The sequence below is a fragment of the Bdellovibrio sp. BCCA genome (assembly GCF_037996825.1).
GTDB lineage: Bacteria > Bdellovibrionota > Bdellovibrionia > Bdellovibrionales > Bdellovibrionaceae > Bdellovibrio.
In genome coordinates, this window is the sequence record NZ_JBBNAC010000001.1 from 3661785 (window position 1) to 3684424 (window position 22640).

A 22640-nucleotide genomic window follows, 5' to 3' on the forward strand; every position below is an offset into this window, starting at 1 on the left:
GCCTTCTGAAGTCTTTACTTTTAGTACTTAAATTCGTTTCCAAGAAATGATGCCGGCCTCATTACTTCAATCGGAGTGTATGAGTCTTGCCATGTACCATCTCCAATAGTTCCCAGAGTTCCGCTTCCCCAACAATAACCCTTACCCTCCGCAACAGTACAGTGGCCATAATGATCAGCATCTATACTTGTAGCTCCCACTATTCCGCTCATCAATGTAGGAGTAGTTACATTGAATGTAACTCCATCGCTTGGCAGTGCAACATATCCCCAGTAATAGGCAGAGCCATTCTTAACTGCACTTACGGAGTTCGTATAAGCATCGATATCTGTCACGCCTGCGCCCATCCCGATGGGAGTTACTGGAGAAGAAGCGGAACCGACTTGATTTGGGTCTCCCAACTGTCCACTACTATTTAAACCTACACATTTCGCAGCCCCATTATTTAATATACAAGTCGAATTCATACTGGCCACAATTTTCGTAACATTGGTACCCAGCTGGGTTCCCTGAATCGGTGTCAAACTCGCAGTCGTATTTCCATTTCCTAAGGTATAAAACGTATTTTTTCCCCAGCAGTACGGTGTACCGTTATCATTTATGGCACAACTGTGTGTATGTCCTACCGATACTTGTTTTGGATTTGTAAATGTGACTAATGTAGGTGAACTTCTGTTAACTTTGTCACCAACACCTAACTGGCCTTCATTATTGCTACCCCAACAAAAAAGTAGTTTTGTTGGGGGATTTACTAGGGTGTTGTTGGTTATCGCACATGCCGCATTGAAACCTACATTGACAGCCAAAACATTGTTTAACGCAACTTTTGTAGGAATTGGATAAACGCCTCCAGTAAATCCCTGGCCTATTTGGCCATTGTTGTTATTTCCCCAACAATAGAGCTCGCCCGCTTTAACCGCACAGGCAAATCCTACTCCGACACTAACCGATTGCACACCTGCAGACATTCCTCGAACTGCAGTCGGTACATTTCTGTTATCTAGATCACCAAGACCTAATCTGCCAAAAGTATTACTTCCCCAGCAGTAAAGAGCTCCACCTCTAATGCCACAAGCCGCTTTCTCGCCCACCGATATGCTTTCCCAAACAACGGGAGTGACGCCATTATCAAGCAATGTGACTCTGACGGGCATATATTGGCCGGTAGCAATACCGCCACCGGAAACATTGTGTGAAATTAAATGAACAGCATTACCGTCCTCTAAATGATCATCAACCGTATTAACGCTAATTTTTTGAGGCACATTCCAGTTACTAGTTGTAAAGGTCAATGTAGCCGTACTAGCCCAGGGGGCACCGCCAGAACTTGATAATGTAATGTCCGTTGTTGGAGAAGTTGCCACTACTGTTACATTTGAAGTCGGTTGAGACACCAAAGATACATTGTAAGAGCTTTTACTGCCCTCATAAATTTCCAAGTTGTCTTTACTTAACACTATACTCGGCTGCTCAACACTTATCGAAAGAGCCGTTTCACCGATAAATATTTTTAAGCTGTCTAATACGTCCGAAAACGCTGTGACAATCATGCTGAGGTCATCAATCTCACTCTGATAATATGCTATAAGGTTAGGATCAGTCGCCTTATTCTTCGCATCAACCATTTCCGATTTTCGAACAAATCCAGCAGAAACAGCATCACTTAGAGACTTTCCATCTCTTTTGTTTCGAATTGTTAAGCTTGCTTTAACCTCATGAGTACCAAGAGTCAGTTTCGTCGATGGAACAGAAATTAAAAAGGACGATGAAGAATTTGGTGTAGATGTCAAAAGATTGCCGTCCACCTTAGAAGTCAGAAGCAACTCCATTTCCTTAATGTCATAGCCAAGGGCAGAGGCAACAATATTTGCATTCACGCTTGCACTTTGGCCCAATGAATAGGTGTTGTTTAGATGATCCGCCGTCAACAAAAGAGAAGATACTATCTTTTTTCTTGCCAGGGCTGCTGTGGCGGAAACATTTATCTCTTTAGTTTCAACTAACGTTCTATGTGAAGAAAGCTGAGATAGCAAAGATTGCTTCAGTTGATTATTGTTGTCTATTGCCTGTTGCAAATTAATTTTTTTTGCGGGATTTGTTTCCTCGACAAGTAAGCTGCTAAGCTTATTGTTTTCTTGATCTAAACCAGCAATGCTAGACAAAATATCTTTTGCAACCTGCTTTTTCTGAATATAAGCGTCAACATGAAAAACCGTTTGTCCAGCTGATGTAATTGCTGGAGTAACCGCAGCTGCCTCAAAGTCAGCGAACTTCGTTAATTTGATCGCAGCGCCTCCCCATGTTCCAGTCATATATATTTCAGAGTCAGGATCAGTAGGGCTGGTTTTTATGGATGCCATCAAGACGACCTTTTCTCCGACTTGATATTGAGATTTATTTGTGCGCAATTCAATAAACTGTGGATTAACCGCAAAGGCTTGCGAAACAAATAGGAAGATAATTAAGAAGATTGATTTCATTTTGCACTCCCAAAAAATGATTTCTTATTTTTCAGATTCAATACACTGGGAACAACGTTAGCTTTTAGGACATACTTGAATGGCGTTGTATAACCGGAAACATTAATTTGAACTTCATCCAGCAAAGTTCCCGCCGTAGACGATGATCTTACGTACGATGTAACATCCATATTTGTCTGCAAATAGTCAATAGAGCCAATCGCACATGGTGTAGACTCTCTTACGCTCCAACTAAAATTATTTGTAGTTCCCTCAACGATACTTGAGACCTCATACAATCCATAAGGCAATACTGTTCCAAAAAAATCGTTGAGAAAGTCTGGATAAAGCACAGGGCCGTAACTTCCTACCACAATATCTCCAAAATTTAATTCTTTAGAATAGCTGTTTGGAGCTGGTAGTTTTGCCGTTTTAAGAATAAATACTTTTGATGACTCCCCCGGTATCGCATCCCACTCAAAAATCGCCTGCGCAGTCTCAGCGCCATTGAAATTTCCCGGACTCACATTTATTGGAACTTCAACTTCGCAGCCAGAACAAATATGCAATCCAGATGGTGGAATGCTCATCGAAAAAATTCCGGAAGTTCCTCCCATATGAGTAATTTGGGGAGGCGAAGTAATAGTATAACTCGTGTTGGAAGTATTACGAATTCTAATAATTGTAGCGCTTGGAGTATCATATGTGCCATATAGCCCGATAGGGCTAATACCTGCTAAAACATCTAAATTTTGATCTCCTGACCATTGCAGAGAGTTGATTTTACCAAAGAATGAAAGGCTTGAAGGAACCGCTGGAACAATACTAACGTGTACAATTTTTCTTGAAGTAACAGTTCCTTTCAAAATGATGGGAATGTCGACTCTCAATTCTGAATTTCCAGAATAAGCTACGGAGAATTGAAAACCCATACAAGAGCGTGCATTAATACTCCCTTGACGGCTTCCATTAACTAGAGAAAAACCCGAACCTAAAATTTGATATGAGGCTTCGGTCGGCAAGTTGTTACAAGCTCTGAACATTCCGATATAAAACTCTCCTGAAAGAGCCGAACCTGCAATATTCAAGGGCGTAATTGTTAAAGCGTCGATGGCTCCAACCGTAATCACGGTTAAAGAAGGAACACTCTCTAATGTACCATTAGAGACAACCAAAGAAATCACATAACTTCCCGAAGTTTGTGCCAAGAACGTTGGATTCACAACACTAGAATCATTAAAAACTCCGTCCAAAGCTGTGGCTCCCTCAGGTTTTGAAACGACTGACCAACTATAGGTAAGATTCTTGCCACGTTCATCGTATGATTTAGAGCCATCAAGCTGCGCAGAAACTCCTGACTGCACATTTTGAGGAAAGCCCGCAAAAGCTACAGGATGGATGTCACCCGACGGCCCCGAAAAGTTTCCGTCTAATGCATAAAACGCATTTTTTAAAATCGTACTAGCAGTCTCTCCATTTATTGTTTTCGTAACAACGATATCCTGCATACCATCCGGAATACTTGGAGCAATAAAACTGATTTGATTGTAAGAACGGGTCAGTTGGGATTCGTCCAATGTAATTCCAGCTATCGTTAATGAATCGACATCCTCTAGGTTTCCTCCGTTTACTTTTATTTCATATCCTCCTGCAATAGAACCGAATCTTGGTTCACACTCATTTATACGCGGATAAACTGATCCCGAACTTGGAACAACGGTAAGCTTCTCTGTCTTATTTGCGACAGGTCTTTTTAAAGAATTTAATGTAGTTTCCAAATCTATTTTTTGAGTGTTCTTTTGATCAAGCGTTGCTTGGAGTTGATTTTTTTTATCAATATCTGTTTCACGAGCAATATCGTTTGTAAGTTTATCAATCTCCCGATTTAGTACAATCAATAGGTCTCTTGCCTGCTGACTAGCATTGAAGTCTTCAATGAATGCCGAAACTTCGATCGTATGTTCGCCATTCGAGTGGAATATCACTGGAGCGGAAATCCATAATGTCTCAGAACGATTATTAATTCTAACTTCTCTTCCGTCTATCTTTAGGCTAACGATCGATCTAACAGTTTTATTTCCTTCAAAATCAGTAGACAGCTCGACAAACACCGTCACCTTTTCTCCCTGTTCGGGTTGCGCAGGCGAAAAGCGAACACTAGCAATTGAATATGATACTGACTGATTAAGTTTTTTTAAAAACTTTGAAAATTGTATTGGATTAGAAGTTTGCAAATTCGGGCTTCGTGCCATTGCAAAGCTTCCCCACAAGAGTATCCCCATGGTAATTAACCTAATCATTTCTCCTCCTTGGATACGATTATTTATTTTTTAAACTTCAAACTTTTCCAAAAATTATAAGTCCGACGAAAAAGCCTATTTAAAATCGGACGAGGAGATTTATCCGGATGCTTCCGATAATACTCTTTTCGATCGATTGCATCTCTCAAGGAGTTTATAAAAGCATCGACTATATCCTCTTCATTTTTAAAGTCATAAATTTCAAACCTTCTATCGTACCACTCCGATGAAAAATCGGAATCACCGGTATCATAGATCCAAAACCTATAGTCAGAAATTTTACCAGTGATATATGGTTTATTATTATCATTCGATAAATATCGGATTTCGATTTCAAGTTCAGTAGACAAATCTTCTAATCGTTTCACGTATTTTTTTTGAATTTCATTTTTCATAGAGGTCCCAAGTCAAGGAAGTCTATATGTCCATTCTTAATACCAGGCACTCCTTTTCGTTCAAGCCACTCAATCACTTGGCCGGATGCCCTGAATACTTTATTGCCACCATTTCTGCCTAAACCGATTCTTAAGTATCTATTGGAATTTGCGAGCTTACATACAGGTCCCGCAGCTGCTGCACTTCCCACGGCGGCAGGAACACCTATCAATTCATCTAGCGCCGCGCCTGGCGTGTCCAGATCAGTGGAATATAGAACTCCCAACGCGACACCAACAATTACTGGAATTGCAAATTTGCCATTTGGATCAATGAAATTTACCGGATCTGAAAAGGAATAACCATAAAGATTTGTTTCAACTCCTGGAACTTTTCCAACTGTGTTTAAATATCCGTACAAATTTACTCCACCACCGTTGAATAAAATTGGATCTTTACTCGTCCACCGCCCAATTTCAGGATCATAATCACGTGCGCCAAATTTTAATAAGTTAGTTTTTTCGTCATAAATTCCACCTGCGAATCCATATGGTTGGAATCCAACGTTGGTATTTGACAAGATTTTACCCCATTCATTGTATTCAATTTGTTGTACGGGAACGCCACTTTCGGCATTTACCACAAGACGAGGCGATCCAAGATGATCTTTAAGAATTCTATAATATTTATCGTGAACCCGCATAAAGTCAGGAGAACTCGAGTGAGAAGAATAAAAAAACTCTTTCACTTGCTTAGTCTTTTCATTTATTTGCATTGCGATTTGGTTTTGTGACTGAAAAATATTTCGATATATTTTCTCATCGTTTAAAAAACCAAAAATTCTACGCCCCGCCGAATCAATTTTATACTGAACTTTTTCTCCAATCCCTAAATGTATTTCATTTAATTCTCCGAATTGGTCATAATTATAAATGTCTTTGGATAACACACCTATTTGTTTTGAAATTAAATCTCCGTTGGAATTATAAGAAAATGAAGTGGATCTAAAACTAAGAATTCTATCTTGATCATCAAACGTCGAAAAAAAAGAAATCCCTCCGATAACTCCTGATATTCGATTTCCATTGGCATCATAAACATATTTACTGTATGTAGAATTATTTTTCTTAACTTCAATGAGTCGGCCCGAACTGTCGTAAAGGTATTCGAATTCTGTTGTTCGACCTAAAATTGTCTCAATTTTCCCAATAATTCTTCCAGTTAAATCTCTCCTTAGTATATATGAGTATAAATCCTGAGAAGGGCCTGCCTGTGAGTTGAACGTAGAAGTGTACGATTCTAAGTCTCCATACTGATCATACGTTCTAACATCAGCAATGCCTCGCAATTGTGTCGATTTCAACCTTGCCGAATCGGAATAATAGGCAATGCTCATGGGGCCTATACTCTTTATTTTTCCGATATTGTTATATGCGTAATTGACCTTGGACGATGTCAACAATGTATCTGCATTTACCACGCGCCACAAAAGACGCAATTCATTATCGCGCTCAAACAATATACTTGAAAATCCTGAAGTATCGGCTTGTCTTTCGGAACGAACTATTTCTCCAGCATAAGAATATTCGGTTTTTATTCCGCTAATTGCACGTACTGATTTTATTCGTTCTGAATTAGGAAAATAAGTGTATTCTTCTTTCGCAAAGCCGGACTGGAAATTTGAAAGCAAGCCTGAAATTGAATCATAGTTATAAATAAGAGCTTTTCCGTCGGGCCGCTGAATGCTGGTCACCTGCTTATCCAAATTGTATGTATAGCGTATACTAGAAGAATTCCCTCCTATTTGCGGAGCATTATATTGCGCAACTAAGTCCATTATATTAATAGTAAACTCATGCCGCGATCTTCCTGGAGGAGTTATGCTAACGAGATTTCCATTTACGTCGTAGTCATAACTTGTCTCTCTCCCATCTGAAAAAACCTGTTTTTTTACTCTACCTACTAAGTCATACTGAAATGCCGTCTCTTCATTTCTAGCATTTTTGATTTTCTCGAGGAAACCATTTGAGCTGTAAGTAAAATTCGTAGCTTTTTTCGCGCCTTGCTTCAACTCAGATAAGCGACCACGCAAATCGTAAGAATATGTCCAGGGAATGTCGTTAGCATATTGAGATTTTATTGGCCTCTCATACGAATCTAAAGTTGTTGAAGTAATAACACCGTTAAAGTTTTTAAAAGAAAGAATTTTGGAGGAGGAATTATAAACATTCTCTTGAGTCATTCTAAAGTTATCTACAACTTTAGTTGATATTGTTTTCAATGTGGAAAAAGAAAATGGATTCGAGAGCGACGAGGGCGTTACTTCATAAGTGAAGGTCGTTAGATTACTTTTGCGACCAATAAAGTCAGTTTCTCTTGCCAAAACTTTTTTTATACTCCCAAATCTGATGTCATCTGAGACCTCTCTGTTTTGGCTTCCAGTATAACTTTGAAAAAAAGTGCCACCATTTGAATATGATTTCTGTAAATCTGATTCACCCGACGGCTGGGTTTCAATACTTGAGTAGCTGTTATCGACCTCATTTACATTGAAATTATATGTCCAAGTTCTACCCATCTTTGATTTTTTGGTAATCTGGTTACCCGACCATTCCAAATTTAAGGAAAAATCCCAAGAAGGACCTGCACTATCCCTATCAGAGGCCAGTCGTCCCGATTCCGTATACGTCATTTCAGAGAACTGACCATTTGGTCTATAAAATCGTTTCATCAGTTCTGTATTTGAATAGTAAGTGATTTTATATTTCTCATTATTAGGATTTGTGACGGTCGCTATCAAGCCATTAGCTCCAGTAGTAACCTGAGTCTCTTGCCCATATGGTGATTGAATAGTTGTCAGTCGTCCGGAAGAGTCTCGAAGAAATTTTGTTTCATTTCCAAATGCATCTGTAATTTTTGATAGCTTCGAAGAAGAATCATACGAAAATTTGTACTTTTCATATCCAGTTAGTTCGCTTCGTGTTTTTAAGTGCCTACCAGAACCATCGAAAACGTAGACCTCGCCATTGCTAACCACAGAGTCATTTCCATCTCCATAGTTTGCATAACTCTTCTCGACAGAGTTTCCGTTTCCAGTGAACAGTCTCTGGTTCACGCGGTCATAGTAGTGAACTATATCGACAGTCCAAGCTTCGGGATTAAAAGATGGACCTCGATGAATTTTTGGGTATGAGGTAATAAAATCTAAGGCGTACCCGGAAGAGTAATAGAGATTAAAATTTGTACCCACTATTGGAATTAACTCTCCAACAGTTAGATTATCTACGTTTATAATTGAACCATTTGACTCACGTGTGCACTCGCCAATTGGTTCGTTATATGCCAAACCCGTGCCCTCGAAGGAAATATCTGTGGTGCTAGAATGCGGAACTCCGTCTTCGTCTACCCCAGTTAACGTGGCTTTATATACAGCCTGATAAGTTTGAGCAGCTGTTGGTTTAAATCTTGCGATAAAGGTACATTTTTGGCCTGGATTTAAACTCCTTCCTGCGCAGTTATTACTTATTATACTAATTGAAGAAGATGTCGAGATTGCGGACCACGCGATACTAAATGTAGCCGTACCAGTATTTTGAATAAATCCTTCAAGTTCTGACGAGTTGTACAAATAGGTGACGGGAAATCGATATTCGTTATCAGCGAGATTTGATGAGATCAATGCATCTTTTTTAGAAGATGCAAAGCAAGATAAAGTTGTAACCAACAATAGGAAAGAATAAGGAATGTATTTCATCACAAACTCCACGAGTGCTTCCTGTTTCTCGAAATGACAAGATGCCCATAAGAAATTTATAAAAATATTCTGTTTATAGAACGATAAGAAAAGTATGAAGAAACGCAATCGCTATTTTTTAATGGCTTTTTTAAAATGATGAAAACATATGCAGATTATGAGCCATATCAAATAAATTGGAGTTTACAGTTTTTCTTTTGTTTAATTTTTGTTGATGCACTTCATAAACATTCTTTTATTTTATCGGAAAATGGCTCGACTTAAGTATTGAACATCATCATGTCTGGATCTCCAGTGATGAGGACTGACAATCGCGCGAACAGGTCTGTAGTTATTTCAGACCCTCCTAAACCCATCTGCAACTGAGGGCCACCTAGAGTGGCCCGGGAATTGATAATGCATCTCCTGATATCACAGGAGTACCTATGGGTTTTAATATGGACGACGACAAGTCAAATAATAAGGATCAGCTGAGTCTTTTTGACTTTCAGATACCCAAGGCAGACTTCGTTCCTGCGAAAAAAGAAGAAGGTTCCGCGGCCATTGATTTTGATATTTGGATGATGGCTCATCGCGAACCAGAGCAAAGCAAAACATCTCGCTTTATGACGGTCTCTGCCGTTGTTCATGCCGCAGCGATTTTGTTGGTCGCTATGATGACCGTGCCTCTTGTTGAACAAGCAAAAACTGAAACCATCACGATTGAAATTGAAGATGTTAAACCGCCAGTAAGAATGGCGCGTGGTGCACCTGTACCGCCAACTCAAGGTGGAACTCCGGCAAAAGAAATAACTCCTGTTGTTGAAAAACTGGAGGACGCGGGCAGCCCTAACGACGTTATTGTTGCAAAACCAAAGGCCACTTCCAAAGCAGTAGCAAAGGCGAAAGCCGCGACTCCAAAAGCGAAAGCTTCTGCAAAAGTCGCTGCCCATGCCACTCCCAAGGCAGGCGTTGCCAAAACGGCGGGAAGAAGTATTGCCCCTAAAGCAACGATGAAAGCTGTTCCAATGACTATCGATGATATCGATGCTCCGGAACTCGATGAAGGCGAAGTTGCCAATGCCAAAGTCGCCTCTCAAATGAACGAGGACTTCAACGAAGATTTTGAAAACATCGATAACTCAAGAAGAGCGGCTCTTGAAAAAGAAAAGAAATCCATGGATGCCATGGCCGCCGCTCTCGCAGCAGAACAAGATGAAAATCTGAACGCCCTTGACGAGGCAAATAAAGAAGAGGCTTCTCGTTTAGCGGCAGCACAGGATTCTTTACGTAAGAAAAATGCCAACGCCATTGCCTCGGCTTTGGCTTCTGAAAAAGCCGCCGCCGCTGCTGCAGCTCGTGAAGCCGCAGCTCGCGAAGCCGCTGCAAAACGCGCAGGACTTGGTGGAAACGGAAATGGTCTTGGCACTAAAGAAGGTTCTGGCGCAGGCAACACGGGTTCTCAAGGCCCAGGGACTCAGGTCGCAGGAATGCCGCAAGGAGTTCGCAGCTTGGATCAACTTCGTCAAATGCCTGGAAATCCACGTCCACAGTATGATCGCGAAGAGCGTCGTCGTGGTGACCAAGGTAAGGTGGCTTTCGTTGCTTACATCAGCAAAGAAGGTTACCCAAGTCAGTTCAGAATGATTTCATCGACTGGATTTAGAAACTTGGATTCAAAAACTTTGGCCGCTCTAAAAAAATGGCGCTTCTATCCTGGACAAGAAGGATGGGTTGAGCTTCCATTCCGTTGGGACTTAAAAGGTGGTATTCAAGAAGACGGCGGATTGTTACGTCGAAGTGTAAGCCGTCGCTAGTTCGAAAACTTATTTCATGTAAGTGACACTATAGAGGGACTCTTTGAGTTCCTCTTTTGTTATCCAGATATTGCCTTGTTCGCAGCGATTGCGAAATTTCGGATAGTACGTCGAGCAATCACTTCCCCAGGTATTGCGAATCAAATAATGACATTGACCTTTGATCATACGACGAGCTGCAATCACGCTGGAGTGATCCGCGTGTTTATTATCTCCGCCTTCATCGGGAGGCATGATTGTATAAGCGTTGTAACCAATCGCTGACACGCGACCGTTTTCTAACGCCGAATCAATGGTCGCGAAAAGTTTTGCGGCGCCCTGGTCTTTTGTGATTTCACCTTTTTTGATGCGCTCTTCGTATTGAGCTAAATCATCACCGAATTTCACCATCACCGGGATTAAAGGCACGGGCCAAGGCTTGCGCTGACAGCGCTTATCAAGCTCTGTCTCATAAACATCGGCCATCGCTACCGAAAGCGGATCGACGATTGCCGAAGTAAAGTCTGTTTGCGGTCGAAACAGAGGGCATCGATTGACGTCTTGATAGCTTTTATTTTTCTTGTAGTGCACGCGCGCGATATTTTTTAAAAACTTCATTTGATTGTCTTCAGTAGACGGAAAGTTTTTTTCTGCACACATGCCTTTGGCATTCGCAAGCAAGATTGTTGTATCTTCTTGGCCACCAGTATCAGTAAGACCCGCTGAATTTAAAATATTTTGCGGATCATATTTTCCCGCAGATTCTTTGCGGTGTGTTTGCACGCGGTTGTAGAAATCTGGATTTTCCTGCAAATAATTTTTCACTTCCGGTCGAGAAGAATGTTCGAGCTGATAAGGGTCCGCCAGAATAAACGTCGATGCGATATCAGTAGCAGAAACTCTTTGTTTGACCCTTTGAGAAATTAAATCGGCCGAAGTGTAAGCAAAACACCAGCTAAGCTCACCCTGATCGCGGTTAGGCCCCAGCTCGGATCGATAATCGATACTGGAACACGACTCTTTGGCGTGAGCGATGGAGATAAAACTAAGAACGATCAGAAAAGCCTTCATATACCAAGGACTTATCGGATCTCTCCGGGAGGACTTTAAGAATCCAGAAGAATCCGGGAAACAAAAAAAGCCCTTGGGAGCGACCCAAAGGCTTATCTAAGTACTTAAAATCAATAAGCAATTAGTCTTTAAAAAGCACTTTCGCAGACTTAGTAGTGCCTTTAGTGCGCACAGCTGCTTTACGCTTTTTACCGCTTGTCGATTTTTTCTTTTCGCGGATGTATTCAAGTTTTTTTGTTTTAGAAGCCATGGTCTCTCCTGAGTTTTTAACGGAACGAGTTAATTATCAAAACGGAATCTCCAAGTCAACCGAATGGCGGTAATCTCCCGAGATTTGCGGATTTCCCTGATAAGCATAGTTTAAAGCGAATCTAGGGCCTTTAAAACCCACTCCCGCGGTAATAAGTTCCCTTTTATCATCCGTATCGTTGGAATATCCAAAGCGCGTAATAATAAATTGATTCACGTAGGTCTCGATCCCGGCCATATAAACCGACTCGGAAGTGGCATCGAGGCGGAAGCGCACCATGGCCTGGTAGATATAATTAAATCCCCCGCCCACTGAAGTTTTGGGGCGAAATGCTTCCGGGATGTCTTTGTTTTCCCCAAAAATATTGTAGACCACCAAGGCCCATCCAATGTTTGCTTTCGGAGTATAAATCAACCCCAAGTCGCCGTTCACCTGACGATAAGAAGAGTTCGGAATTTTGAATTCGAAGTAGTGACCCGTAACTCCTAAAGCCCATTTATCAACAACGAACTCTGCTAAAGACATATTGATGTCGCTGAACTTTAGTTCTCCCTGTGGAACGTCAGAATTTTTTTGCACGTATCCCAAAGCAGCTGGCAAAAAACTTTCCGGAGAGTTGTCACTCAACGTGATGGCGAATTCGTCTTTGGCAAATGACGAGAAAAGATAGTGACCTCTTAAGTGCACCAAAGTTCCTGGATTCAAAAAAGAAGCATCGCCTGCTTCCACCGCCGCACGTCCAGTTCCGCCCGTCGCTGCGGAGATTGAGGAATTATAAACTTGGGCCGACGCTGTGTTCACGATAAGATAAACAAATAAAAAAACAGGAAGTTTTTTAATTAAGCTCAAAGGATGGGGCATGACTTTTCACCTCGCAAGTATCGTGAGTGCGTTTCTTTTAGCATTCACATCCTACCAATCGGTCCAGGCCGGAGCCAACACTTTTACTGCTAAACCTGTGCGTCTTGGCGACAATCTTCTTTCTATTTTACGCCAACAAGGATTCTCGGAAAAACAACGCGAACAAGTTCTCGCTTCCGATAAAGGCCTTCGCAATTTATTTCTCACTCTCGATACTCGATATCTTGTTAGAAAAGCCGGAAATGAAGTTGAGCTTCGCATGTTTGATTCGCAAACTTCAGCAGCCTTTCGCATTCTCAAAAAAGGAACGAACGTTCAAGCAGGCGCTTACAAACCAAATTATAAAACAACTTATGCTCGCGTTGACGGTCGCGTGTATGGTTCTCTTCTGGGCAGTGTGCTTGCGAAAATCAACAGCAATTGGGTTGCGACTCGGTTTATGGATGCCTACGTTTTTGATATGGCTTCATCACGTGATGTGACTCGCGGCGCACGCTTTTGGTTTACGGTGGAAAAGAAATATGAAGCCGGTCAGTTTGTAAAATACGGTGAGGTTCTGCAGACTTCGCTAGAGATCAATGGTTCACCTGTTCAGAAAAAGTTTGTGCGTTACAAAGACGGCGGCGTCTTTTTTAGTGCTCAGGATTTGATTGAAGATCGTCCTTTTTTTGCACCGGTTGAATATATCAAGGTGGCAAGTCGTTTTAAACCCAATCGTCTTCACCCGATCACGGGCCGCTTGCAACCGCATTTAGGAATTGATTTTGAGTTGCCAGTGGGTGAACCCGTTTTTGCTCCTCGAAAAGGAACTGTGGTGCGCTATGGGCATAATCACGCCGCCGGAAACTATATCGTGCTTTTACATTCCAACGGCATGGAGACGGCTTACAATCACCTTTACCGCATCGATAAAAAAATCCGTCAGGGTCTGAAGGTCAATGTCGGGGAAAAAATCGCGGAAGTCGGTTGCACGGGTTACTGCACGCGAGCGCATTTGCATTTCGCCGTAAAGAAAAAGGGCCGAATGGTCGACCCTATTAAATACATCAAATCTTATCCGCCACAGATGGAGCGCCTCTTAGAGGAGCGCGTGGCTAGTAACTAATCACGAGTACATACAGTTACAAAATGCATACATTTACTTGTTGGTGTAGCGCCACCGTAACTGCCGTTTGGACGGAAGCATTCTTTTGTTAAGTCGTATTCAACTTCGGCAAAGCCTTTGGCTTGAAGATTTTCTTCTTTATAGCAAGAAATACCATTCTTAGGAACAACACAACCACGAAGCGGATTGACATCCCACTGGTCCGAGCGCAAATGGCGACGCATAATACTGAGTTCACTACGAACAGTAGGATCTTTCATCTGCGCGTAAGTAAGAGCTGGGCAAAGTGACGCTGCATCTTGAGAGCGAATCACAGCGTACTTTCTATTGCAGTTCCAGCTTTTCGCTCCGACACCTGGTGAAGCAAGATCGGTCTCAATTAATTGTGCAAGAACGTGATTTGGATTTGTGGCCGCTCCGCCCTGAGCTGGGTATGGAGTGAAGGTCAAACTATAACCTTTCCCATAAGCAGTTTTCACAGGATAAGAGCTGCTTGGAGAACGCACTTTATAAACTTCTTCAGCATTCGCTGGCATGTACGTCAAAGCCAAGATTCCGGAACTCATAAAGATACCACGGAACTCTTCCGCCAAAGCTTCACTGGAGTTAAAGCTGATTCCCGAATCCATCACACGTTGCTCTGGAGAGAACGGGAAATAGTTGGCTGTGAGTCCCTTTTGAACTTCGTCGTTTTGATTTGCCGTCAAGAAAGAATCCATCACCAATGCATCTGTCAGAGTTCCTACCATCGGAATAATATCGGACCACAACGTCACTTGACTGTTCGTCGTGTAAACGTCTGTGAGACTGTTTTTCACGCGAATACCCACTGTTGGAACCGAGCCTGCATTTGCAGGTGAATCTTGCAAAAGTTCTTTATATTGATTCAATGACAAAGAAGTTGCTGGATAAATAGGTTTAAAATTTTGATCGGCGTAAGCGAAGAACTCATCTTTGATTTTAATTCCGCCCGTTGTAAAGGCGCCCGCTTGAAGAGATGTAAATGCTTTATTGTTACGGAGATGAGTTTCAGCACAAGAATTATAAGTGATCGTGTCAAAGCCCGCATCGTACGCAAACGGAATGCTCGTCACTTTTGAGGCCGTAGTTGTGCCATACTTGGCAGTTAAGGCGGCATCTGACATACCTGCGTCTAGAGTGCTATCCAAGTCAGAATCGAATCCTGCCTTACCGCAGTTTTGAAACGACACGACAAGAATAAAGGAGGCAACAATGCCGCTGGCGGCTCGCCATGTCGTCTTGTTAAAACGTACTTTCATGGAATCTCCCCTAAACACTAGACTACCATCTCCTTTTCGGCAGATTCACAAAAAACCACAGACCTTCTCACACTGAGACACCCTTAGCATTTCCATGAGAATCCATAGCCCCTGTCGTTAAGTGTTGTCTTAGAGTGAAACGTCTGAGATTTATTAAGTATGTCGAAGATTAAAAAAGCCATCATCCCAGCCGCAGGTCTAGGTACTCGTTTTTTACCTGCCACTAAAACAGTTCCTAAGGAGATGCTCACTATCGTGGACGCTCCGATCATTTTATACGTGGTGGAAGAGGCTGTCCAAGCGGGCATTGAAGATATCGTTCTTATTGCCGGTCGTGGAAAACATGCGATTGAAGATTTTTTTGATACTTCTTATGAGCTTGAAGACAAACTTGCGAAAGACGGCAAAGAAAAACTTCTTGAGCGTGTTACAAAAATTCGTGAAAAAGCCAACATCATCAGCATTCGCCAAAAACAGGCGATGGGCTTGGGTCACGCCGTTCTGTGTGGTCTTCCCATTATTGGGAAAGAACCTTTTGCCGTTCTTCTAGGCGATGAAATCACAATGGGTTTTCATGGTGAACCGAATGTGACTTCTCAACTTGTCAGTTCTTTTGAAGAAACCGGCACTTCGACAATCTCTGTGATGAAAGTTTCTGAAAAAGATGTTTCCAAATACGGAATTGCAGAAGTTGAAGAAAACCCAAAAGGGTTTTTCAAAGTCACATCTTTGATTGAAAAACCAAAGCCAACGGAGACAAAAAGCCGTTGGGCTTTGCCAGGTCGCTATGCTTTCGACAATAGCATCATGGATATCCTTCATTCAGCGAAACCGACATTGAATGGAGAAATTCAACTAACGGACAGTATGAAAGTTCTTTGTCAGTCCAAAGGGCTGAATGCGATGACTTTCACTGCAAAACGCTATGATGCCGGTGATAAAATCGGTTATCTTCAAGCCAACATCGAACTGGCATTGCAAAATCCAGAGTTGGGTGCGGATCTTAAAAACTACATCTTGCACTTGGCGCAGAATCTGAAATAGGAAAATTTATGAAGAAGTTTTTTGTTTCTTTAGTACTTTCTCTTTGCGGACCAAGCCTGGCGATGGCCTACATTATTCCTACGCGCACAATCTTGCAAAAAACGGCAGAGAACGCAGGTTCAGGAATCTATGCAATCGAACAAGAAGTGCAATTTTCTAATGGCGAAGAAACTGTCGCCGTAAAAGAAACTTGGTTGATCGACAGCGATCGCACGATGCGCCTCACTGTCACGGGTGCTAAAGATCTGCAAAACAGTTTTAAACTTCAGTACATCTATAACGGCGGACAAAAATGGAGCATGACGAATAATAATCGCGCAAGCTCGAAGGTTCCGGATGATTTCTTGGAAAAGTTTTTGAACTTTAGAAATCCAGAAATTTTCGCCAACACTTTAGCGCACTTTAAAATGATTCCGGCTTCAGCATTTCAAAAGAAACCTGTTGGAAAAACAGGCGCTGATTTTAAAAACGAACCGGAATCATGGGTTCGCTATTCTCGCACGGGAGGCGTTGTGAATTACGCCTTGGGAATTCCGACTCCTGTGGACCAAGAACAAAACTATCCTGGTATCTGGATTGAGCAAGATCAATTTGTCGTTCGCAAGCTTCGCCTGCCTTCACAAGTTGAGATGAGTGCGAATAATTACAATCAATTCGCGCGAGGTCTTTCTTATCCTCGTGCTCGCACGATTCGCTGGGGCAACAACACCGTGACGATTCGTTTGATCAGTGCTTCGGCTCGCCCGCAAACGGCGGTGAATTTGTTCCAACCTTCGTCATTGGATGCCAATCTGAAATGGGATGGAATTAATTCTTTACCTGCAAAAGACGTTATCACGGAGTTCTACACGAGGTTTCGATGAGTTCTACTCAGCTATGGAGAGTGGCTGTTGATGCTCCTCTTCCAGAAGCTTTGACTTATAGCTTTGCAGAGCCTCTTCAGCGCGGTCAGCTTGTCAACGTGCCGCTGGGCCGACGCAAAGTGAAGGGTTTAGTTCTAGGGCCCACCGACAAAGTTCCTGATTTTGAAATTAAAAGTATTGATTCTATCGATGAAGAATACGGTCCACTTCCAGAGCAATTTGTAAAATGGCTGGAATGGCTTGCGCAGTACTATATTCATCCCGTGGGACAGGTCGTACAGTCAGCATTTCCTCCCCTGCGCAAAACGGATAAACAACGACAGTCGAAAAGACCTCCGGTTATTCCACAGCTTGAAAGTGATTCAGCTTTGGATTTAACCGACGAGCAGCGTGAGTGTTTTGAAAACATCTCAAAACAAACAGGCTTTGCCACGCATTTGGTTTTTGGTGTGACGGGCTCAGGAAAGACGGAAGTTTATCTGCGCCTTTTAGATAAAGTTTTAAAAGAAGGAAAACGCGGAATCGTTCTTGTTCCTGAGATTTCTTTGACACCGCAATTGATTCAACGATTCGCGCGTCGCTTTGGCGATAAAATCGCGGCCCTTCATTCACAGCTTACGGATCGCGAAAGAACCAATCAGTGGTGGGATATCGTCGAAGGACGAAAGTCAATTTTGATTGGTGCCCGTTCTGCCTTGTTTTGTCCTGTTGAAGATTTGGGAATCATCATCGTTGATGAAGAGCACGAACCTAGCTTTAAACAAGATGAAAAATTAAAATACAACGGTCGCGATGCCGCTGTGATGCTGGGTAAGCTGATGAACTGCCCTGTCGTTTTAGGATCAGCAACGCCGAGCCTTGAAACCTGGAAGAATGCGCAAGAAGGAAAATACCAACTGCACACACTTCGTCGCAGAGTTGCCAATCGTTCTCTTCCTGATATTGAAGTGATTGATCTTCGCCATCAAAAATCCGATGACGAAGAAAAGAAAAAGATCATCGACAAATATTCTCACCTGCCATTTTGGTTAAGCCCCGCACTTTACGAGCGCATGGGCGAAGTTTTAGAGCGCGGTGATCAGGCGGCGTTATTCTTGAATCGTCGCGGAATCGCGCAAATGGTGGTCTGTCCAGCCTGTGGTCACACGCGCGAATGTCCGAACTGTGATATTTCTTTAACGTTGCATGCGCATTCACACTTGGTTTGTCACTATTGCGACTATCACGAAAATTTCAAAACGAAATGTCCCGATTGCAAGGAAGGTGAATTGCAAGCGATTGGTTTAGGAACCGAGCTTGTTGAAACGGATCTTGCTCGCTTGTTCCCAGGGAAAACAATTGCGCGCGCGGACCGCGATGAAATTCAAAGTCGTGCAGATCTTGAAGACCTCATAGCGAAAATGGAATCTGGAGAAATTGATATTCTCGTTGGAACACAGATGATCGCCAAGGGTCTCGATTTTCCGAAACTCAAACTTGTAGGCCTTGTGCTTGCTGACGTCGGATTCAACCTCCCCGATTTCCGGGCGACCGAAAGAAGTTTTCAACTGATCACGCAAATGAGCGGCCGCAGCGGTCGTCACGTCAAAGAGGGTGAAAGCCCGGGACTCGTGATTATTCAGACCTTCAACGTCGAGCATGACAGCATCACGTTCGCTCGGAATCATGATTACGAAGGATTTGCTCAGCACGAATTAAACATTCGCTCACAATTAAGCTATCCACCTGTTGGACGTTTGGTGAGTTTCCGTATTCAAGGAACTCACTTGGGAAAGGTCGAAGAGACCGCCGGACTTTTAGCGAGAAGAGCTTATGCCTTGAAAGCGCAGTTTCCTCAATACAACTCCATTGAAGTTTTAGGGCCTGCTGAGGCTCCGCTTTCGAAGTTACGGGGGCAGTTTCGCTTTCATCTTCTTATCAAAACCACTCAAGTGGCTGCCGCAAATCCCTTTTCAAGACAGTTATTGGGCGATCAAGAGTGGGTTCCGTCAGGAATTAAAATATTAATCGATATCGATCCAATGAGTTTGCTTTAATTTCTGCACTTTCCTAAAATAGAAAAATCAAGGAAACTCAACTGGAATGATTCAATGCCCTCGCTGCGGAATACAAGTTACTGAGCTTCATCCTGTCGACCCAGAGTTAATCGGAAAACTTCAGGCGGCTGGTGAAACCAATTTGCCACCTCAAGTGTGTGCAGGTTGTATTTCTGATTTGCGCCGAACTTTGGCGACAAGCAGTGGCGGCATTTTGATGCAACAAGAGCGCGCCAAGGAACAACACCGCCTGCAACTTTGGAAAAGCCGTGTGATGCTGATTAAAAAAGCCCGCATGTGCATGACTCAAAAACTTTATTCTGAAGCGGCGGTCTCTTACGAAAAGTATCTGAAAATTTTAGATATCGTTTTTGATGTAAAAAAAGGCGAACGTCTAAAGCCGGAAGCTTTTAAAGAAAGTGCGCGCACAACAGAGTTGACCGTGGTCGCATCCGTGTACTGGGATCTTTTGCGGATTTATGATTCTCATGACAAATATGCGGATCGCATGGCCAACGCTGCAAAACAACTGGCGATGTTTGTGCAATTCACTCCGATCTATCCGGATATTATCCGCAAGGCAGAGTCTTTTCAAAAGACAGCGCGCAATCCGCAAATCGTTAAGCAGTTTTTAAAAATGTCGGACAAAGAACGTCCACGTTGCTTTATTGCAACCTCGGCTTTCGACAATCCACTTGCAGCAGAAGTTATGACTCTGCGAGAGTTCCGCGATTTTACTCTTCGCAATTCTGCTTGGGGTCGCAAATTTATTGTGCTTTATTATCAGCATTCTCCTCGCATTGCTTGCTTACTCGATAAGCATCCGCGGTTCAAACCCGCAGTCAGAGCACTTCTCCGCATTTTGATTAAATGCGTTAGCTAAAGTTTCGCGTCTTTGAGGCTTGCAAAGCCCGTCCTTTATGAGGGAAGGTATTTGCATGGCTCATATCTACGATTACGCAATTATTGGAAGTGGTTTAACTGGTCTTAGCATCGCCGCAGCTCTCAGCCGCGAGACAGACAACATCGCGCTTATTGAAGCTGCCGATGTGGCGTTTGGTACAAACAAAAAAGTAAATTTCCCGACAGGTCCGATTAACAATGGACTTCGTTTTGTACCGGATTCAGTTCTTTCCGAAAAAGCTATGCGCTTTCTTGAAAATGTTTTGAACAAAAAAGTCATCGCCGACATTTCTGAAGAAGCGCCGATCACTTACGAAGCTGGCGGTTTTAAAACTTTCTTGGGCTTTGGCGACAATCCGCCTGCGTTTTACGAGGAACTTTCTTACTTCACTTCAAGCAAACGCATCGATTTGGCTTCGCAGCCTTTTGAGTGGACACAGGCACTTTTTGAGCAATTCAAAGGTGACTTCATGCCACGTTCTTATGTGACGAAATTTCATCAAGAAGGCGACAAGGTTTCTCACATCACAATCAACGGTTCTAAAACTTTGCAGGCACAGAATTTTATTTTTGCAGGCACTGTAAAAGACCTTGGCGTGCTTTTACCGGAAGATTCTATTTCTACACGTGCACGTTCTAAGCTTTCAAAAAACACTTATTGGACAGCTCTATGCTTGGATGTTTGTCATAGCAAAGAAGTGACAGATTCAACAGCGATGCACATCCTTAACGGCACAACTCAAGATGAAATCGGTCCATGTGCTGGTCGCTTCCTTCCAGCTGTTGAAGTCGAAGGTCAGAAACTTCAAGCGTCTCAGTGGATGACATTTATCGAACAAGAAGTGACGGAAGATAGCGAAGTGGTCGGCATGGCTTTGAAAAAAATCAAACGCCAAATCAAGCGCGCTTATCCTGAAGCTTTGGACAATATTAAACTTGAAAGAATTTTTGTCGCCCCGATTATCGCAGGAAACGGCGATATCAAGTTGAGCGCAAACTTAACTATTCCTGAGTTGGAAAATCTTTGGATTGCCTCGTCAACTGTGAACGAACAAAAGAATTTGGTCGGCGCACTTTTGCAAGCTGAAATGATTGTGGCTTCTCTGGGTTTCCGTGTGGAAGCCTCTGAAGAAGTTCCAATGAATTACGAAGAAGAAACTCCGCAAGAAGCTTCTCTTTAAGCTTCTTCTAAAGGCAGGGAGAAGGAGAACGTCGTTCCCTCTCCCACTTTGCTGTCGACAGAAATCTGTCCGCCCATCAACTCGATTAAATTTTTTGAAATCATCAAACCCAGTCCCGAGCCACCGTACTTGCGAGAGATCGAGGGATCTTCTTGGTAGAAACTTCTAAATAATTTTTTGATGTTATCGTAGTGAATGCCCTTGCCGGTGTCTTTTACATTCCAGCGATACACACGGGCCTCGCGATCTTTGCGAACCTCGATGCGAACTTTCCCGCTGTCTGTGAACTTCACGGCATTGCTGACTAAATTCGTCAGCACTTGGCGGAGTCGATACGAATCTCCCAGAGTGTGATTGGGAATTCCTTCATCCATGGCGAGCTCTAACTCCAAACCTTTTTCCATGCATTTCACAGAAAACATCTTGTGGATATCTTGGTGGAGTTCTTTGAGATCAAAACGATGGTGATCAATTTGCAAAAGGCCGTTTTCAATTTTTGAAATATCCAAAATATCATTAATCAGATGCAAGAGAGTATCCGAGCAGCGATGAATCGTTCCGATGTACTCCCGCTGTTCTTCATCCAAGGTTGTGTCGCGCAAAATATCGGAAAACCCCAGAATACTATTTAAAGGTGTGCGAATTTCGTGGCTCATATTGCTTAAGAAATTTGATTTGAGAGAAGCAAAACGCAAAGCCTCTTCGCGAGCTTCGATAAGTTGAAATTTTGAGAACGCCATCTCTCGCAATTCTGCGCGAATGCGTTGAATGCCTAAGCCTAAAATGATGTTCTCAAAGAAAACCCAACCAGCATGTTCAATCCACCGCCACTCGACATCAGCACTTTCTCCATAAACGGATATTGGAAGTAAAACTCCGCGCAGCCCGTGATCAATCACCACGATCGCCGCAGCCACCCACAAAACCGGGATATCCATATAAAAAGCTAAAGCCGCTAGTGACACAAAGACGTGAAAGTGCGTTTCGATTCTTCCACCGGTGAGATATATAAGGAGGATTGAAAAACAGACCTGGGCAATTGCGATAATGTAGCGGGTGATTTTCTGACCGGGCAAAACCCACGCACAATATATAGGAGGAAGGGCGAAAAGACCGCCGAAGACCAATCCCACTAAAGCGTTTTCCAGAGACCCGCTGAACTGCCCTACCCATGTAAAAGGCGTGATGCTTGCGCCCAGAAAAACACAGCTAACCCATTGAATTAGCATAAGAAATGCAAACGCTCGATCGACACGAATGCCGATTTCATGCATTTGCTGCTGGAATATTTTTTCTACTTCCGGATGATTTCGTCCGAGTTCTTGACCTGTCATTCCCATATTCGCCTACGTTCCTTAGTGGGACTTCCCCGTACCTATCGGC

At 42.8% G+C, this 22640-nt stretch carries 16 protein-coding genes; 7 read left to right on the forward strand and 9 right to left on the reverse strand.

What is annotated here, in order from left to right:
* Nucleotides 1–20: 20 nt before the first annotated feature.
* The 4 genes from AAAA78_RS17770 to AAAA78_RS17785 are packed head-to-tail and all read right to left on the reverse strand — an operon-like array spanning nt 21 to nt 8888.
* Nucleotides 21–2480 (reverse strand): RCC1 domain-containing protein, encoded by a 2460-nt coding sequence (locus tag AAAA78_RS17770; RefSeq protein ID WP_340593476.1) that lies wholly within the window; start codon nt 2478–2480, stop codon nt 21–23.
* Nucleotides 2477–4759: a PKD domain-containing protein gene (locus AAAA78_RS17775; RefSeq protein WP_340593477.1), complete on the reverse strand. Its 2283-nt coding sequence runs from the start codon at nt 4757–4759 to the stop codon at nt 2477–2479. Before AAAA78_RS17775 ends, AAAA78_RS17770 begins: the two co-directional genes overlap by 4 nt.
* A 23-nt stretch (nt 4760–4782) precedes the next feature.
* A complete protein-coding gene (locus AAAA78_RS17780) occupies nt 4783–5154 on the reverse strand; it encodes a hypothetical protein (RefSeq protein ID WP_340593478.1) in 372 nt (123 codons plus the stop codon).
* Entirely contained in the window at nt 5151–8888 is a 3738-nt protein-coding gene (locus AAAA78_RS17785; RefSeq protein WP_340593479.1) for an RHS repeat domain-containing protein, read from the reverse strand. The genes AAAA78_RS17780 and AAAA78_RS17785 overlap by 4 nt, the downstream gene beginning before the upstream one ends.
* Nucleotides 8889–9313: 425 nt before the next feature.
* Here AAAA78_RS17785 and AAAA78_RS17790 point away from each other — a divergent pair, with 425 nt between their 5' ends.
* Entirely contained in the window at nt 9314–10684 is a 1371-nt protein-coding gene (locus tag AAAA78_RS17790; protein ID WP_340593481.1) for an energy transducer TonB, read from the forward strand.
* Nucleotides 10685–10693: 9 nt separating this feature from the next.
* Here the strand turns inward: AAAA78_RS17790 and AAAA78_RS17795 are convergent, their stop codons facing one another.
* The 3 genes from AAAA78_RS17795 to AAAA78_RS17805 all read right to left on the reverse strand — a co-directional run bounded on the left by AAAA78_RS17795 (nt 10694) and on the right by AAAA78_RS17805 (nt 12845).
* Nucleotides 10694–11734, reverse strand: a complete 1041-nt coding sequence (locus tag AAAA78_RS17795) for a hypothetical protein (protein WP_340593482.1) — start codon at nt 11732–11734, stop codon at nt 10694–10696.
* Nucleotides 11735–11855: 121 nt separating this feature from the next.
* On the reverse strand, nt 11856–11984 hold the full coding sequence (locus tag AAAA78_RS17800; protein ID WP_295901433.1) for a hypothetical protein: 129 nt from the start codon (nt 11982–11984) through the stop codon (nt 11856–11858).
* Nucleotides 11985–12020: 36 nt separating this feature from the next.
* On the reverse strand, nt 12021–12845 hold the full coding sequence (locus tag AAAA78_RS17805; RefSeq protein WP_340593483.1) for a hypothetical protein: 825 nt from the start codon (nt 12843–12845) through the stop codon (nt 12021–12023).
* Between AAAA78_RS17805 and AAAA78_RS17810 the strand changes: the two genes are divergently transcribed.
* Nucleotides 12844–13950, forward strand: a complete 1107-nt coding sequence (locus tag AAAA78_RS17810; protein ID WP_340593484.1) for a M23 family metallopeptidase — start codon at nt 12844–12846, stop codon at nt 13948–13950. The genes AAAA78_RS17805 and AAAA78_RS17810 overlap by 2 nt on opposite strands.
* Here the strand turns inward: AAAA78_RS17810 and AAAA78_RS17815 are convergent.
* A complete protein-coding gene (locus tag AAAA78_RS17815) occupies nt 13947–15230 on the reverse strand; it encodes a hypothetical protein (RefSeq protein ID WP_340593485.1) in 1284 nt (427 codons plus the stop codon). The genes AAAA78_RS17810 and AAAA78_RS17815 overlap by 4 nt on opposite strands.
* 159 nt (nt 15231–15389) lie before the next feature.
* Here AAAA78_RS17815 and galU point away from each other — a divergent pair, with 159 nt between their 5' ends.
* Genes galU through AAAA78_RS17840 form a run of 5 tightly spaced genes read left to right on the forward strand, consistent with a single transcriptional unit; the run spans nt 15390 to nt 21257 of the window.
* Nucleotides 15390–16274, forward strand: coding sequence for a UTP--glucose-1-phosphate uridylyltransferase GalU (gene galU, locus AAAA78_RS17820; RefSeq protein WP_340593487.1), 885 nt, complete (start codon nt 15390–15392; stop codon nt 16272–16274).
* A gap of 8 nt (nt 16275–16282) precedes the next feature.
* Complete coding sequence (locus AAAA78_RS17825) at nt 16283–17137, forward strand: hypothetical protein (protein ID WP_340593488.1); 855 nt, start codon at nt 16283–16285, stop codon at nt 17135–17137.
* Complete coding sequence (gene priA / locus AAAA78_RS17830; RefSeq protein ID WP_340593489.1) at nt 17134–19173, forward strand: replication restart helicase PriA; 2040 nt, start codon at nt 17134–17136, stop codon at nt 19171–19173. Before AAAA78_RS17825 ends, priA begins: the two co-directional genes overlap by 4 nt.
* Nucleotides 19174–19219: 46 nt before the next feature.
* On the forward strand, nt 19220–20056 hold the full coding sequence (locus AAAA78_RS17835) for a CFI-box-CTERM domain-containing protein (RefSeq protein WP_340593490.1): 837 nt from the start codon (nt 19220–19222) through the stop codon (nt 20054–20056).
* A 55-nt stretch (nt 20057–20111) separates the two neighbouring features.
* Entirely contained in the window at nt 20112–21257 is a 1146-nt protein-coding gene (locus AAAA78_RS17840) for an FAD-dependent oxidoreductase (RefSeq protein ID WP_340593491.1), read from the forward strand.
* Here AAAA78_RS17840 and AAAA78_RS17845 read toward each other — a convergent pair.
* Nucleotides 21254–22597, reverse strand: a complete 1344-nt coding sequence (locus tag AAAA78_RS17845; RefSeq protein WP_340593492.1) for a sensor histidine kinase — start codon at nt 22595–22597, stop codon at nt 21254–21256. The genes AAAA78_RS17840 and AAAA78_RS17845 overlap by 4 nt on opposite strands.
* Between the last annotated feature and the right edge of the window lie 43 nt (nt 22598–22640).

Excerpts from the sequence above, each read along its gene's own strand:
- AAAA78_RS17815 (WP_340593485.1), bottom strand. The coding sequence starts at position 15,230 with ATGAAAGTACGTTTTAACAAGACGACATGGCGAGCCGCCAGCGGCATT.
- AAAA78_RS17770 (WP_340593476.1), bottom strand. The coding sequence starts at position 2,480 with ATGAAATCAATCTTCTTAATTATCTTCCTATTTGTTTCGCAAGCCTTT.
- galU (WP_340593487.1), top strand. The coding sequence starts at position 15,390 with ATGTCGAAGATTAAAAAAGCCATCATCCCAGCCGCAGGTCTAGGTACT.
- AAAA78_RS17840 (WP_340593491.1), top strand. The coding sequence starts at position 20,112 with ATGGCTCATATCTACGATTACGCAATTATTGGAAGTGGTTTAACTGGT.
- priA (WP_340593489.1), top strand. The coding sequence starts at position 17,134 with ATGAGTTCTACTCAGCTATGGAGAGTGGCTGTTGATGCTCCTCTTCCA.
- AAAA78_RS17780 (WP_340593478.1), bottom strand. The coding sequence starts at position 5,154 with ATGAAAAATGAAATTCAAAAAAAATACGTGAAACGATTAGAAGATTTG.
- AAAA78_RS17835 (WP_340593490.1), top strand. The coding sequence starts at position 19,220 with ATGATTCAATGCCCTCGCTGCGGAATACAAGTTACTGAGCTTCATCCT.
- AAAA78_RS17825 (WP_340593488.1), top strand. The coding sequence starts at position 16,283 with ATGAAGAAGTTTTTTGTTTCTTTAGTACTTTCTCTTTGCGGACCAAGC.
- AAAA78_RS17845 (WP_340593492.1), bottom strand. The coding sequence starts at position 22,597 with ATGGGAATGACAGGTCAAGAACTCGGACGAAATCATCCGGAAGTAGAA.
- AAAA78_RS17805 (WP_340593483.1), bottom strand. The coding sequence starts at position 12,845 with ATGCCCCATCCTTTGAGCTTAATTAAAAAACTTCCTGTTTTTTTATTT.
- AAAA78_RS17785 (WP_340593479.1), bottom strand. The coding sequence starts at position 8,888 with ATGAAATACATTCCTTATTCTTTCCTATTGTTGGTTACAACTTTATCT.
- AAAA78_RS17790 (WP_340593481.1), top strand. The coding sequence starts at position 9,314 with ATGGGTTTTAATATGGACGACGACAAGTCAAATAATAAGGATCAGCTG.
- AAAA78_RS17795 (WP_340593482.1), bottom strand. The coding sequence starts at position 11,734 with ATGAAGGCTTTTCTGATCGTTCTTAGTTTTATCTCCATCGCTCACGCC.
- AAAA78_RS17810 (WP_340593484.1), top strand. The coding sequence starts at position 12,844 with ATGACTTTTCACCTCGCAAGTATCGTGAGTGCGTTTCTTTTAGCATTC.
- AAAA78_RS17775 (WP_340593477.1), bottom strand. The coding sequence starts at position 4,759 with ATGATTAGGTTAATTACCATGGGGATACTCTTGTGGGGAAGCTTTGCA.
- AAAA78_RS17800 (WP_295901433.1), bottom strand. The coding sequence starts at position 11,984 with ATGGCTTCTAAAACAAAAAAACTTGAATACATCCGCGAAAAGAAAAAA.